The sequence below is a fragment of the Chengkuizengella axinellae genome (assembly GCF_030730905.1).
Lineage (GTDB): Bacteria > Bacillota > Bacilli > Paenibacillales > KCTC-33759 > Chengkuizengella > Chengkuizengella axinellae.
Genome location: NZ_JAVAMP010000011.1, coordinates 22,057 through 37,566, shown reverse-complemented (window position 1 = coordinate 37,566; position 15,510 = coordinate 22,057). Strand labels below are relative to the sequence as shown.

Here is a 15,510-nt window from a genome sequence, read left to right as displayed (position 1 = left end):
ATATGATGCTAATGAAATCATTAAGCCAGAAACAAGGAATGATAATGGAATGAGTATTCTTACAGTAGAACATCTATTAAAAACCTATGGAGATAAGGTCCTATTTGATGATATCTCTTTTACTATATCCGAGAAACAAAAAATCGGTTTAATCGGTGTGAACGGAACGGGGAAATCTACCTTGTTAAAAGTCATTGCAGGACTGGATTCGGTTGAAAAAGGGGATTTGATGCATGCAAATCAGTTTCATATTGAATACCTCCCTCAAGATCCTCAGTTTGAAGAAGACTTAACGGTGTTAGAGCAAATTTATTATGGAAATTCTTCCATGATGATTACATTACGAGAGTATGAGTTAGCTCTAATGGAATTGGAACTTGATTCGAATAATGAGAGGAAACAGGAAGCCCTATTTAAAAAACAGCAGAAAATGGACCAAGAGGATGCATGGGAAGCGAATACAACTGCAAAAACGGTATTAACTAGATTAGGGATTACAAACTTTACACAAAAAGTGAAACAATTATCTGGTGGACAACGGAAGAAGGTCGCCATTGCGAAGGCACTTATTCAATCTGCGGATTTGCTTATTTTAGATGAACCGACGAATCATTTAGATAATGAGACAATAGAGTGGTTGGAGGGTTATTTATCAAAATATCAAGGGGCGCTCATTCTCGTTACTCATGATCGTTACTTTTTAAACCGTGTAACAAATCGTATGTTTGAATTAGATCACGGAAAGCTTTATGCGTATGAAGGGAATTATGAGACTTTTTTAGAGAAAAAGGCTGAGAGAGAAGAGCAAGCCGTTATCGATGAAAGCAAACGTAAAAACTTACTACGGAAAGAACTAGCTTGGTTGCGTAGAGGAGCTAAAGCAAGAACGACAAAACAGAAGGCACGTATACAAAGAGTGCATGAGCTGCAAAATAAAAAAACAATCGCTAAAGAGGACCCTTTAGACATTTCGATTGGATCGAATAGACTCGGAAAAAAAGTATTTGAGATTGAAGAGTTATCTAAAACAATAGAGGACAAAAAACTGATTGATCATTTCAACTATTTAGTTGTACCTGATGAACGGTTAGGCATTATTGGACCAAATGGAAGTGGAAAATCTACTTTGTTAAATATGTTAGCAGGTAAAATCAAACCGGATGCAGGCACCATTGAAGTTGGAGAAACCGTAAAAGTAGGTTATTATACGCAAAATAACGAGGAATTAGATGGGGATTTAAGAGTCGTTGAATATATTAAACAAAAAGCAGAAATTGTAAAAACAGCAGATGGCACGACAATCACAGCAGAGCAGATGTTAGAGCGATTTCTATTCCCTAGAAGCATCCAATGGACTTATATCCGTAAATTATCTGGGGGAGAGCGTCGTCGGTTATATTTGTTATCGATATTAATGTCTGAACCGAATGTTTTACTGCTGGATGAGCCAACGAATGATTTAGATATTCAGACTCTAACCATATTAGAGGATTATTTAGAAGTTTTTAATGGTGTTGTTATTAGTGTTTCTCATGATCGATACTTCTTAGACCGTGTAGTAGATCATCTCATTTGTTTTGAAGGAAACGGCGTAATTACTCGTTTTCAAGGAAACTACACTGAGTATATGGAAATGAAAAGTGCTGAAAAAGAAAAACAAACACTTGAGAAACAAATTGCAGGGGATGACATAAAAGAGACACAAAAAAAAGAACGGCGCAAGAAGTTGTCCTATAAAGAACAAATAGAATGGGATGAGATTGAAGATAAAATTGCCGCTTTAGAACAGCGAATTTCAGAAATTGAAAAAGAGATTGTTGAAGCGGGTAGCGACTCTGAAAAAGTAAGTGAACTCTATGAAGAGCAACAAAAAACAGAGCAGTTACTAGAGAAAACGATGCTACGTTGGGAAGAGTTGTCATTGATTGTTGAGGAAATTGAGCAAGCTTAAATAAGTATTGAGAAGGGCTGGAAAGCCAGCCCCTTACTCTATAAATATTTCATATTAATTGAAAAAAGGTAATATGTTGTGGGTTTCTTGCAATATGACTTATGAAGTAACTGGCAACTGAACCTTAAAGCAATTCATCTCGTTTTCAACTGAAACCATACAATTTCCTTTATGAAGCTTTACGATACTCTTGACTATAGGAAGTCCTAAACCATTACCCGAACGTGTGCTATCCACTTGATGGAAGCTGTTCCATATCATGTCCATTTGCTTTTGATTTAACAAGTCACCTGTATTAGCTATCAAAAAAGTAACTTGTTCTCCATTATGATGAGTCCTGATGACAATTTTTCCTTCTTGATCGGAGTATTTAAGTGCATTGGATACAAGATTGACTAAGATTTGTTCCAATCTTCTTGGGTCGGCATAAATAATTGGGATTTCATTTAACTCCATTTGAATGGAAAGTTCTTTTTCGTTTGCTTTCAATCGGTAACGATCCAATGTATTACTTATTAGTTCATTCAAATCAACTTGTTCATAGGTTAACTTAAAAACGCCTGATTCATAACTCGATAAATCTAGTAAGTCCTTAAGAAGCTTTCCAAGTCGATCAGCCTCTTCAACAATCACTTTTTGATAGTATTTTTTATCAGCTTCTGTTTTTGGGATGTCATGAAACAATCCATCAGCATATCCTTGAATCATACTTAGCGGATTCTTCAATTCATGAGATACATCTGAAACAAATTGTCTACGCATTTGCTCCATACTTCGTTCTTTTTCAAGTTCTACATTCAGTTTCTCATTTGAAATTTTAAGATCACCAATGACATCCTCTAGCTTATTTGAAAGGGTGTTGATATTATGAGACAGATGTCCAATTTCATCTTTACTATTTACTGTAATTGGATCGGAAAAATCCAACTCACCCATTTTTTTTGTTTTCGCACTCATATTTTTCGCTTTTTGTCCTATTATATTTGAGATTTTCCAGATTATTGTTATCCCCAATATAAAGATAAAGGTCGATGCAGTGTATAAAAATCTCATGGTTACAGAGATCGTTTCAAATGCTTCTTTACCTTGATAAACTTGTATAATTAAATCACCATTATCTAATACCTTTAAGTGATAAATGGCCATGTATGTTCCTTTACCCATTTGATCGGCACCTTTGAGCATCTTATCAGGACTTCCCTTGACCTGATTTATCAAATAGGGTGCTTCTTTCATAAAGGCTTCAACAGCTCTTCTCGGTGGTGATTGTTCACCATTTGATCGTTCAGATCGAGTATTAGAAGGTGGTTCTGTTTGAGTACCAGGATGCGGGGGCGGTGGATTAATTGTTTCCTCATCGAAAATAAGATATAGACTTTCCTCCCGGATATCATTAATCCAGTAATAATTTGGATTCTCACGAACCTTCTCATTTAATTCAATTGCAGTGTTTTCCATATCTCGATGTGCATTCCATATCACATATGTTTCCATAAAAAATGCATTGATAAACAATAGGGTTCCTAACAGCAAAAAAAACACCAATGAAAAGATCAAAGTCATTTTGATGCTCATATTGCGAATATTACTCCACCTTAAACTGATAACCTACACCCCGCTTTGTTAATATCCACTCACCATACTCTCCCAATTTTACTCTTAATGTTTTAACATGTGTATCCACTGTACGTGGATCCCCGTAATAGTCATATCCCCAAACACTATCAAGAATTCTGTTTCTATCAAGAACAAGTTCATTGTTTTTAACAAAATACTCAAGGAGCTCAAATTCCATTTTAGTCAAAGTAACAGGTGTTTCAAATATTTTAACTTCACGTTTTGAAAAGTCCATTTTAAAATTTTTGCTTTCAAAAACTGTTGGTTTTAATGCTTTTCTACGTCTGAGTGCTGAATTTACACGAGCAATTAAAATATCGTATCGAAATGGTTTTGTTATGTAGTCATCTGCACCTAAATTCAGACCTTTAATTTCATCAAAGGACTCATCCAGTGCAGTCAAAAAAAGTATAGGTGCATCCGTTATCTTCTTAATTTGTTCTATTGCTTCAAATCCTGTCAACTTCGGCATTCTAACATCAAGTAAAATTAAATCCACATCTGGTCTTGACTTTAGTTGTTCGATGCAATCCAATCCGTCAGTGCCTTCAAACACTTCATAACCTTCTGTTCTTAAGTAGTCTCCAATTACTTTTCTTATATGGAACTCATCATCAACAACAAGGATTTTCATCCATATTCCTCCGTAAAAACTTATTCTTTTTTGTGAGCATAGTAAAACCAGGCAATATCGTGCAGTTCACGTTGACCAAATTTTGTAAGACTAATCGTCTTCTTTTCAAGCTCCAATCTTTTCTTATTTGCGAATTTCATATATTTCCGATAATTCCGTCCAAAACTACTGTGTCTGGATACTATTTTTAAACGTTTTGTTTGCATTGCAACAATAAGGCTTAACTTTGCTGGGAATTCATTTTTTATATTTCTGTTCTTCCACCGTCCAGTTGCAGGTGATACTGTGTATTCATGTAAAAATAAATATCCGTACCTTGCCACAAATTGAATGGCTTTAATAATAAATTTAAATGCTTCATCATCCATTGTAAAATGAAAATGAACGCGTGTCCAACCTGGTTTCATAGCCTTGATCCCCATATTTAGTGCATCAGTGAGTTTCCTCATATTATTTAGCTCAGGTTTCAAAAGTTTGGTGTCATAATGTCCAGCATTAGCACAACCTGAACAGGATTGTATTCCAAATAAATCGTTCAGTAAGGCGGAGATAAAACCTTGGTGTAAATATCCATTACGATATCTAATATTAAATGAAAAAATCCCTAGCCTTCGTTTTGGATTTGGATTTCCAAGGATATCTATATTTCGCTCAGGTCTCAAAGTTTCAATGGCTTGAGAAATACGAAGTTGTTCTACCCTTTGGATATAATCTACCCCCAAAGTTTCCTTTAAATCAAGAGCCATCGCTGCTTTTATCAGCTGCATCATGTTTGGAGTTTCCTCATCTTCTCTGGCTTTTATATCTTGAATATACTGGTGGTAATCCTCTACTGCACATTTAATAGTTTCACTGTTAATTATGGATGGTGATGTCTCGGGATTGTATAGATTTTTCTTCATGATTAAAAGTCCAGTAGTGTTTTGACCACCCAAAAATTTATGCATAGACAGATAGATCCCGTCAAAATATTCTAAAGCACTTTTAGTCATATTTATATCCAAATAAGGTCCTGCTACAGTATAGTCAAAAAAGACAAGACCACCATAAAAATGCATGATTTCTGCCACTTCGGCAACAGGTGTTTTAATTCCTGTTACACTTGATGCTGCTGAGAATGACCCAATTTTCAACCTGTTCTTGTATTTGGGATTTGCAACCTTGCACTTTAAGTCTTTAAGGTCAAATAATCCTAATTCATCCATCTTAATTTTTACAACTTCTGCATGACTTTCACGCCACTGGATTTCATTAGCATGATGTTCATAGGAACTAATAAAGACTACTGGTCGAGTGGTTTGGAAATTTTCTTCAAAGTTTCGAACGATACTTATATCCTGATCGCTTTGTCCTATTTTGGAAAGATATTCTTCTCGTCTTTGCATGTATCCAGGTGTTTTGTATAATCCTAGAATCTTTATGAGCCGATGAATAGCTTCTGTAGTTTCAGTTCCAGATGGAAAAATACAGTACTGATCGTTCGCCTTCACACTTTTCAGTATTATTTCTTTTGCATGATGATAGAGTTGTTCAGTAACTTTCCCTGTATAGTCTTGCTCGGTATGGGTATTGGAATAAGTTTCACTTAACTTTATGTAATAGTTCTCTAAAAAATGAAGTCCTTTTCCAGAAGTCATATAGTCTGCGTAAGTAATTAGACGTTCACCATATGGACCATTCAAAACGCTTCCATAACCTAAGGTTTGATCTCTAAGGTAATTTATATCCATGTTTTGCACTCCTTTAATCTAGTACTTGATTCGTTAAACAAATATTAGACCTGTTATGTGAAACCACTGTGAAGTGATTCTTTAGAACATAAATTCTAGGTCGGAAGGATAAACAAATATTTTATTACATAACTTGAAATTCATGTGATTTTTATGACTTCACACAGCCTTCACAAACGCAATCTAATATTTTGAGTAAGGTGAATAAAAATCTAGGAGAGTGACTTTACCATGATTGATATAAATTGCAATTTTCTATCACGAATAGATGATATTACGAAGGAGAGATTTTGGAAATTAAGAACGTTAAAGGAAGTAGAAAAACAAGGGGTAACACATATTGTAGCTATTCATCGTTTTAATAAAGAGAAACTCTTAAGTGAAAAAGAACATTTATTGTCCGTTGTTTCTGAGTTAAATGAAAATATAAAAAAAGAGGGTATGAATATAAAGGTACTAGTAGGTCATCAAGTTGTAATATATGATGAGATAGTTGAAGATTTTAACAGAGATATAATACTTTCGCTAAATAATGATAATAAGTATATTTTTATTTCCTTGCCATCAATCCATATACCTCAGAGTATATATCGAGTAATATATGAGCTTCAAATGATAGGGTTAAAACCAGTTATTGTTTTACCTGAGCGAAATGCAGCTATTGTTAATAATCCAACCATTTTATATCGTCTTGTAAGGAAAGGAGTGTTTACTCAAGTAGGAGCATCAAGTTTAATGGGTAGATTTGGTAAAAAAACACAAAAAACTGCACTTCAATTCATTGCTGGACAATTAACTCACTTTGTTGCAACGGAAGAAGATCAATATGATGATTTAATTCGATCTTATGAGAAGATTCAGCAAGAGTTTGGGGAAAGTGTAAGATATAAAATGTTAGAAAATGCAAAGAAATTAGTTGATAATAAGATGTTTAATGAAGATGAGCCAGTAAAGCTTAAAAGAAAAAGATGGCTCTATTAAATATGTATTTGAAGAGATTAAATGAGATAGAATAATGAGTGGATTGAGTAGAGTTCAGATAGGTAATTTGAACTTTATTTTTTGTATAGTAAAACACTTAAATTAATCAAGATTGACATTTGATTACCAATATACTAGATTCATATAAGTATCATTATATCGATATATTACGATTTTATGATGTATCGAAAGTAAGGTGATTCTATTCACAAACATATGATGTCATTCAGATTAAAAGAGATATTAAAAATACTATACGAGGAGCAATACAGTGAAACCAACAAATTATAAAGTTATTTCAATATTATTAGCACTAATCTTATTTTTTCAACCTTTATTGCAGCAGCATACATTGGAAAGTGCAGAACTACGTCTAAATATTTCAGATTATGAACAAGTTCGCATCGCAGCAGGAAAACAACATACCTTAGCGTTAACAAATCAAGATAAGGTAGTTGGGATTGGAAAATCAGATTCTTTTCAAGGTGTTGAAAATTGGGAAGATATTAAACAAGTAGTCTCAGGAACTTTACATACTGTGGGATTAACATCAGACGGACAAGTTTTAGCTGTTGGAAATAATGATCATAATCAGACAGACGTGGAGCAATGGAACGATAACGATCAAGAAATTGTACAGATCTCAGCAGGGAATTTCCATACCGTAGGATTAACATCTGACGGAGAGGTTTTAGCGATTGGATATGACGATTATGACCAAATAAAAGTAGATGAGTGGAACAATAACAATCAAGGAATTGTGCAGATCATCGCAGGAGGTTTCCATACCTTAGGTGTAACATCTGAGGGAGAGGTTTTAGCGGTTGGATATAACCATTATGGTCAGATAGAAGTACAGGAATGTGGGAAGACAGACCTCTTATTTATTTTGTCATGCCTTTCTAAGCAAATAAGTCTTGATTCACAAGTCCTATCACCATTCATATAAATGACCGACCATAGGTTGATAAAAATAATAAAATATAACTATTTTTAGTAGATTAACCATAGACTTAAAGGGAAGTGTTACATCAGTATAGAAATAGGTTAAATATTCCAACTAGAATCAACCTAAAAGAGTTCATATTTTAGGAGGGATTGTATTGAAAAAGAATGGTTTGGTTTTGGCATTATGTTTAGTGTTAATCGGTTCACTTTTTGGAACAGTTCAATCAGCACAAGCAGAAGGAGAAGGCCCTAACTATAACGGAAATGAAACAATCCAAAATGAACGCCTTCATACGTATGATGAATTGGTAAAATCCCTAGAGCAATATGCAAAACGTTCGGATGACATGATACTTGAGGTTTATGGTCAATCCATAAAAGGCAGGGATTTGTATTTAGCTAGATTTGGTGATAATGAAGATAATCCTACTGTTTTGTTTCTAACCCAACAGCACGGAAATGAAGCATTGACAACTGAATCAGCACTTGAAGTCATAAAGTATTTAACAAATAACAGTAAACAAGTGCAAGACATTATTGATAACGTAAACATATTAATTGCACCTCGTTTAAATGTAGATGGTGCAGAAGGGGATGTGAATTTTTCACTAGATGATTACGTAGCGGGTACACATACTCGTTATAATGCAGATGGTTTTGACTTGAATCGTGATCATGTGAATCGTGATCAACCAGAGACCAAAGCACTTCATGAAAATGTGATTCAAAAATATGAACCTGATTTTATGATTGACTTTCATCATCAAGGCACACAAACAACATTAGGGGATACAGATGAATATGTATCTGGCTCTATCTTATATCCTACTAATGAAGGTGTAGATCCTGAGGTGAGAGAACGTTCTAAACAATTAGGAGCTATCGTGTATAATGCTGTTGATGATAAAGGATACGGATTATTATCCAAGTATCGAGGTGGGACTGCACCAACAATTAGCCGAAATGGTCTTGCTTTGGAATATGGGATTGCAACTTTGTTGTTTGAAATGAGAGGGATGGCAGATCATTACTATGAACCGTATGTATTGGGTCAAAAAAGTAATGGATATCTCATTCAACAAGGTGTGACAGCAATGAAAGCGGTACTTGAATCATTTGTAGATGGTTCCATCGAAACTGTAGATACTTCCTTCTGGGATACGCTTCCTGTGAGTGGCTCTAAAGGGGAAGAGCATGAGGATGAGCATTAATATATTAAATAAAATAGTAAGATGACTGTAGTGATAAGTAGAAGCGAAGACTGTAATAGTCTTCGCTTTATTTGTGTTTTAGAAATATTTTCCTGATATATTTACTGTCACAAATCAATTTATAGTGGTTTCTTTAAGGTGACTGACTAAATAATTTGCGTAAAGGATACCCTTTATTGAAAGGAAACAATGAGTACGAAGTTAAATTAAATAGAGAAAAGGTGGGAAAAGTGACAGAGCAGCAACAGTTTAAGCAGATCTTTAAAGATCATTATTCGCTAGTTGTAAATAAAATCAACCAAATTTTACGTGATCGAGCTATCGCTGAAGATCTTGCTCAAGATGTGTTTATGCAATTATATAATGTAAATTGGAATGAAATAGAGAATATACCTGCATGGTTAAGGAAATCAGCAACCTATGCGTCATATAATCATATTCGCTCAGAGAAGAGGGAAGCTGAACGAATAAAAAAAGAATCAACGAGTATAGAGGAAACGATTACTTCCTCAGAGGATCAATTTCTTCATAAAGATGAAGTATCTAATGTGCAAGCTATTTTGGAAACGATGGATGATCGAGAGCGAAATTTATTACTAATGAAATATTCTGGTTTTAGTTATAAAGAGGTTGCTAATACTTTAGGGATTACACAGACTTCTGTAGGAAAGCTGTTATCAAGAGCAAGAAATAAATTTAGTGAATTATATAAGCAAAAAGGGGGGGAGAATGATGAAGTGTTACGATGATCAGATTTTACAGGCATATCTAGATCGTGAGTCAGATGAAGAACAGGGGAAAAGTATTGAAAAACATATAAAAACTTGTGGTCAATGTAAACATAAGCTGGAAGAACTACAAGCGTTTCATGAATGGATGGAAGACAGCATGGAGAAGAGCACACCTCAAATCGAATTTGAAAAAGAAGAAATTGATGTGGCATGGAATCGTTTTGAAGAAAAGTTAGTCGATTCATCTGCAACCTCAAAACAGGAGAACCTTGTTCATATAGAACAAGATGGTTCGAATAAGAAAAGAAAACCGATCACTTTTTATAAGAAATGGGTAATGGCTGCTTCATTCATTGTTATTGTTACAAGCATGTTAGCAATCCCACAAATTAATTCAGCAGCAAAAGGATTTTTCTCATATATACAAGAGAATTTATTAGATTATACTCTTGAGTATGATACGGAATCAAAGGTGATACGAGATGTAGCAGGTAATCTTGTCGTTTATTTTGAAGAAGACCAAATATATGATGCATATGATAATCCAATTACAGTGGAAGAATATAAACAAATTATTGCAAGTTATGGAGGTATCGATATTCCATACAATGAGAATGACTTTACATTGTATGATGATGCGCTGATTAGAGGGATAAATATCAAAGGGAAGTCGGAAGAAGAAATTCGCAAGGCTGTTGAAAAAGACAAAATGATTTCATTGATTAAATTTGAAGCAGAAAGTATTGGTATGGATATAGAAGGAGAGGCCGAATCAGAGTTAAGGGATGATTTTAGTGAGAAATTAGAAGGTGCTGTGAGTGAAGCGATTCAAAATGGGATTAAAAACTTGAAGGAAGCTTACCAACTTGATCCCGGGATTTACCAAAATATAGGGTTGGATTTAACAAATAAAACAGATGAACAAATAAAAATAGAAATGTATGAACTTCTTATGAACGGGAGTATAGATATACCATACTTTAATCAAGATGATTTAGAAGATCAAATGAAAGTAACTACACCAGCCCAAAATGTTGCTGCAATGTTTTTTGGATATGATGTTTTACATGCGGATCATATGTTAACTGAAGCAAAAGAACTAGGTCTTGATATTAATGGTTTGATTATTTCTGAAATATCAGATTTAGTGTACCAAACAAAAGAATAAATTCGAACGATGATAATATTTTTCAAAATGACTAGGGACTTAAGATCTTCCTAGTCATTTTAATATTATAGGAAAGCATTACTTTCCATTTTGATCATTACTGCGAAGCTTAACTTCACTTTTGTGGGTTGTGTTACTCATATTTCCACTTATCATTCATAAGAGAATCAGTTATGATATGGTTGTCTCGCATGTGAAGTTGACTTGATCCTTTATAATGAAATAATCTTCTACGGCATCTTTTACAGGAGATTTTTTCTTATTCAAAAATAAATTGAACTAGACTTTTTTAAAGAAATTTATTAAGTGTCACAAAAAACAAGCTGCTGGTTTCTATAAGGTGAACAAACAAAAAACAGAAAAAACAAAAGGAGATAAAGAAGATATGAAAGGTAAAAAAATCGTAGCAGCAACAGCATTATCAGCGTTAATCATAGGGGGGGCATTTTCTTACGCAAATACTTCAAATGAACCCATTCAACCACCAGAAGTAGGAGTGATAGGACAAGAACAAGTTAAAAAAGTAGATGTCCCACTAGATACTTTTAAACAATATGGTTTAACTTTTGACTTAGACAGAAAAGTGATTCATGACATTGCAGGAAATATCATCATCCAATTTAAAGATGGTAAAACCTATGATGTTAATGGAGAAATAGTGACATATCATGAGTTTAGAGAAATTTTGAAGGAGTACGAAGGGATGGGTGTTCACTCTACCGATCCTAATGCATCTATTTTAGAACTTGATGCATTAATGGCAGGAGTGAATCCAGAAGGGAAAACAAATAAGGAAATTGCAGAAGAAATTAAAGTTAAAGTATCTAATCAAATGGGTATTTTAAAAGGTGAAGCTGAACTCATGGGAATAGATATTTCAGATCTAACTAATGAAGAGATAATAGCTAAGGTAGATCAAGAGAGAGAGGTTTTTCTTCAAAGTTCAATTGAAGAAGGTATAGAACAATTGAAATTAGCTTACCAACTTGATTCTAAAGTATATCAAGATGCTGGTATTGATTTAACAGATAAAACGGATGAAGAAATCAAAACAATGGCTTATGAAGTTTATGAAAATCCAAGTATAGATTTACCAGTGAATGAAAATGGAACATATGCTGTGATAGAAACACCAGCTGCTCAAATTTTAAATCTGTTTTTAGATCTAAGTTTAATTGAGTGGGATAAAACACTATCTGAAGCAAAAGAATTAGGTGTAGATACTTTTGGACACCATATAGGGAATATTCGAACTTTAAACTGGAGCATGGAGCAGGCAATTGAGATGGGAATGGACACTGCAGGAAAAACAAGTAATGAAATAAATGATATGGTACAAGAATATTATAAAGAGAAACATATGGAAGAAACCGGACAAACAGAAGAAGAATTTTATGCAGATCGTCCGTAATGAAAAACGAACAAGATCATTGGAACACTATTTATTAAAGAAATGAAACAAAAATAAAATATTTACAATCCAAAAGAAACTGAAGTAGAATGAACGATCTACTTCAGTTTCTTTTTTTGGAATTTTAGGACACCCCCTTGTTTGTGTATACCCATTTATTTGAGTTCTCAACAATTTTCTTAAGATTTTCTTTAGTTTTGTTTTATAAATTATTTAGTTTTGATCTTTATACTTTTAAGTAGATTCAAAAAAACTTACTAAATTCAAAATGATATCCATTTGCATTCTAGTTAATGACTGGATGCTAAAGTAATTAAAACTTTTCAAACCTTTTTTTCGTTCTATAAATAGAGCTTGTTTTAAATAAGCAGTATGATTCATTCATACAAATTGTCACAAATAGATATGATGCGGTTTCTAATTAATAAAGATATAACTCCATACTAAATATGATGTTAACTATTAAATTAATTAAGGGTGGGTTAGATGAATACCAAATTTTTATTAGAAGATGGCATGTGTACAGCTATAGATATAGAGAGAAAAAGCTGCCTTTATCCCGCATTAGGAAGTTTTAATGCACCTTTTAAAGGAGAAGGCATTGAAAATTATAATTGGACTTCTTTGATCGTTTTGTATCCTGATGAAAAAAGAATGGCAATAGGTAAGAAGATGATTGATTTGACACCGACAGAGTTTACGATAGTAAGGACATTAAAAGAAAAGCAAGGTCGAGCTGTCAGTAGAAATGAATTAATGGATGACATTTGGGGCATTGATTATCTAGGCAATCCAAAAATTGTAGATGTGAATATGAGAAGGCTGCGTAAAAAAATTGAAGATAATCCCTCAAAGCCAAGTTGGATTAAAACCGTATGGGGTTATGGATATAAATGGTGTAACAATTATAAATAAAATTGAAGGAGGCTTGAATGTTGAAATCGAATAAATGGGTAAAAATCTTAATGGTTGCAACACTTTTATTTGTAGCAGTAATCTTCATTATTAAATTAGCAGGAGATTCAGAACCGATTTTTGCAACTGAACAGACTAAAGAAACTAATATTGACATAAATGATGCGAATGACAACACTCAGAATCAATATAACAGTATAACGAAAAACAATATTGCCTTATCTTCTTTATCTATTCATCAAGATTTTATTGTGAAGGCAGAATCTCAAGCTGATTTTAATCAAATACAGTATAAGGATTTTACATTTGGTCATCCTATAGTTAACGATATTTTGTTTAGTGATTCAAGAGAGGGCAACCTTATTTTATCCGACGAAAAAACAAACCGAACTGTTGAAGTTGCTATAGATATTTATAAGAAATATTCCTTAGCACATCTAATTGAAATGTTATTCGCTGTAAATCATCCAACAGGACAGGAAAGTGAACTGATTGAAGCTGCTAAGCAGTTCTACTCTGTTGTTTATAACGATCCATGGGAAAGTTTATATGGGGAAGTACATCAAAAAAATATAGATACAACAGGAAAGTCTTTTTTACAGGTATGGCAAGAAGCCTATCATTACCCAATATATAGTGAAGATCAAGTTCTGATTGTTTATAGAGCAGAACAGTTTGGAATGAATACAGAAGCGAAATCATTTCAAACCATAAAAGAAGAAGTAATGAAGTTTGATGAAACGATAAGATTAATAGAAGAGAGCAAGGACATGGCTTTTGATCCGAATTGGTTGATTGAGGAAGAAAAATGGTGGTTGAGTAAATAAAAAAAATACCTTGAGAGAATAAACCATGTGTGATTAGGTCATTTAACGCGGTTTATCTCTAAAAGGTATATAAATGATTAATAAAATGTGTCACAAAAATCTAGCTGCTGGTTTCTATTAGATGAATATAAAAACTAAAACTTTTTTATGTCTATTATCGTTATATATGAATGTATAAGGTAATCGATTATCTATCTTCCATATATTAGATTTGATAAAACATTAAAATAACATTAAAATAACATTAACTTAATATTAGAGAAAAAAGCGATAGATACAGGCATAAACAGATTCAATCAACTAAATAATTGAAAACATTACATAAATAATACTTTTCATAAAAATATGTCAACCCTATTTTCCATCCAATAATTTGATTATTTATCTTATTTTGGGTGGAAAACGGTTGCTTTTTATTTATATCAATATATGCTGCAAACTATTGATATATCAATGTTTGGGATAAAAGTGTAGATAAAATGATATATTTCTATTTTCATAGATGGAAGATTCATCCTCCTAAATTCTCAAAAACGTATGTTATAGTAATTGTGCAAGAGAAAAAAACAAACCAAAACCCAGGAGGAATTGACATCATGAAAAAAGGAATGTTTCTATCGATTGCAGCAGCCACAGCATTATTAGTTTCATCAACAGGAATTAATTCTGCAGATGCTAGTCAATTACAAGTAAAAACTTATAAGGTAGGTTCTCAGTTGAGTCAAGCTGAGATGAACCAAATGATAGAGAAAGCAATAAGCCAAGTAGGCAGCCAATATAACATCAATATTGATGAACTTATGAAACAAGTAGAGCAAGGAAACTATGCACAGGGCGTAAAAACGCCAAAAGTTGTTGCTCAACCTAACTACCAAGCACCAGCTCAACCAACACAAACAACAGAAGCACCTGAAGAAACTACAACTACTGAAAATGAAACAACGAATGAAGAAGCTTCTGATTTAGCTGATTTTGAACAACAAGTAGTAGATTTAACAAATGCGGAGCGTGCTAAATATGGATTAGCTCCACTTGAAGTTGATTTAGAGTTAAGTGAAGTTGCAGAGGCAAAGTCTGCAGATATGCAATCTAGAGGATACTTCGATCATAATAGTCCAACTTATGGTTCACCTTTTGATATGATGACATCATTTGGTATATCTTACACATCCGCTGCAGAGAATATTGCTTATGGTCAGCAAACACCTGAAGAAGTAGTTAATGCTTGGATGAATAGTGAAGGTCATCGCAAAAACATTTTAAGTTCTAGCTACACTCACATTGGAGTTGGATATGTAGAAGAAGGCGACTATTGGACACAAATGTTCATTGGTAAATAAGAATATGTGAAGTAATTATGTAATGTAATTGCTTCATCACGTCATG

At 33.5% G+C, this 15,510-nt stretch carries 13 protein-coding genes; 10 read left to right on the top strand and 3 right to left on the bottom strand.

Features of this window, described 5'->3' with window-relative positions; all coding sequences use genetic code 11:
* The first annotated feature begins 49 nt into the window (after nt 1-49).
* Nucleotides 50-1,951, top strand: coding sequence for an ABC-F family ATP-binding cassette domain-containing protein (locus tag Q5Y73_RS17890; RefSeq protein ID WP_305993393.1), 1,902 nt, complete (start codon nt 50-52; stop codon nt 1,949-1,951).
* Nucleotides 1,952-2,050: 99 nt separating this feature from the next.
* Here Q5Y73_RS17890 and Q5Y73_RS17885 read toward each other — a convergent pair whose 3' ends face one another.
* The 3 genes from Q5Y73_RS17885 to Q5Y73_RS17875 are packed head-to-tail and all read right to left on the bottom strand — an operon-like array spanning nt 2,051 to nt 5,932.
* Entirely contained in the window at nt 2,051-3,526 is a 1,476-nt protein-coding gene (locus tag Q5Y73_RS17885) for a sensor histidine kinase (protein ID WP_305993284.1), read from the bottom strand.
* A 10-nt stretch (nt 3,527-3,536) separates the two neighbouring features.
* A complete protein-coding gene (locus tag Q5Y73_RS17880) occupies nt 3,537-4,202 on the bottom strand; it encodes a response regulator transcription factor (protein ID WP_305993283.1) in 666 nt (221 codons plus the stop codon).
* A gap of 20 nt (nt 4,203-4,222) precedes the next feature.
* On the bottom strand, nt 4,223-5,932 hold the full coding sequence (locus Q5Y73_RS17875) for an aminotransferase class V-fold PLP-dependent enzyme (protein WP_305993282.1): 1,710 nt from the start codon (nt 5,930-5,932) through the stop codon (nt 4,223-4,225).
* A gap of 231 nt (nt 5,933-6,163) precedes the next feature.
* Here Q5Y73_RS17875 and Q5Y73_RS17870 point away from each other — a divergent pair, with 231 nt between their 5' ends.
* The 9 genes from Q5Y73_RS17870 to Q5Y73_RS17830 all read left to right on the top strand — a co-directional run bounded on the left by Q5Y73_RS17870 (nt 6,164) and on the right by Q5Y73_RS17830 (nt 15,464).
* Nucleotides 6,164-6,913 carry a tyrosine-protein phosphatase gene (locus tag Q5Y73_RS17870; protein ID WP_305993281.1) on the top strand — a complete coding sequence of 250 codons (750 nt, stop codon included), beginning with the start codon at nt 6,164-6,166 and terminating at the stop codon, nt 6,911-6,913.
* A gap of 271 nt (nt 6,914-7,184) precedes the next feature.
* Nucleotides 7,185-7,862, top strand: coding sequence for an RCC1 domain-containing protein (locus tag Q5Y73_RS17865; RefSeq protein WP_305993280.1), 678 nt, complete (start codon nt 7,185-7,187; stop codon nt 7,860-7,862).
* Nucleotides 7,863-8,016: 154 nt separating this feature from the next.
* Nucleotides 8,017-9,072, top strand: coding sequence for a M14 family metallopeptidase (locus tag Q5Y73_RS17860; protein WP_305993279.1), 1,056 nt, complete (start codon nt 8,017-8,019; stop codon nt 9,070-9,072).
* A gap of 221 nt (nt 9,073-9,293) precedes the next feature.
* Nucleotides 9,294-9,821, top strand: a complete 528-nt coding sequence (locus tag Q5Y73_RS17855; RefSeq protein WP_371320234.1) for a sigma-70 family RNA polymerase sigma factor — start codon at nt 9,294-9,296, stop codon at nt 9,819-9,821.
* Nucleotides 9,805-10,971: an anti-sigma factor family protein gene (locus Q5Y73_RS17850; protein ID WP_305993277.1), complete on the top strand. Its 1,167-nt coding sequence runs from the start codon at nt 9,805-9,807 to the stop codon at nt 10,969-10,971. The genes Q5Y73_RS17855 and Q5Y73_RS17850 overlap by 17 nt, the downstream gene beginning before the upstream one ends.
* 385 nt (nt 10,972-11,356) lie before the next feature.
* Nucleotides 11,357-12,382 (top strand): hypothetical protein, encoded by a 1,026-nt coding sequence (locus Q5Y73_RS17845; RefSeq protein WP_305993276.1) that lies wholly within the window; start codon nt 11,357-11,359, stop codon nt 12,380-12,382.
* A 486-nt stretch (nt 12,383-12,868) separates the two neighbouring features.
* Nucleotides 12,869-13,297, top strand: a complete 429-nt coding sequence (locus Q5Y73_RS17840; RefSeq protein WP_305993275.1) for a winged helix-turn-helix domain-containing protein — start codon at nt 12,869-12,871, stop codon at nt 13,295-13,297.
* A 20-nt stretch (nt 13,298-13,317) separates the two neighbouring features.
* On the top strand, nt 13,318-14,124 hold the full coding sequence (locus Q5Y73_RS17835; RefSeq protein WP_305993274.1) for a hypothetical protein: 807 nt from the start codon (nt 13,318-13,320) through the stop codon (nt 14,122-14,124).
* Between the two features lie 596 nt (nt 14,125-14,720).
* Nucleotides 14,721-15,464: a CAP domain-containing protein gene (locus Q5Y73_RS17830; protein ID WP_305993273.1), complete on the top strand. Its 744-nt coding sequence runs from the start codon at nt 14,721-14,723 to the stop codon at nt 15,462-15,464.
* Nucleotides 15,465-15,510 lie beyond the last annotated feature (46 nt).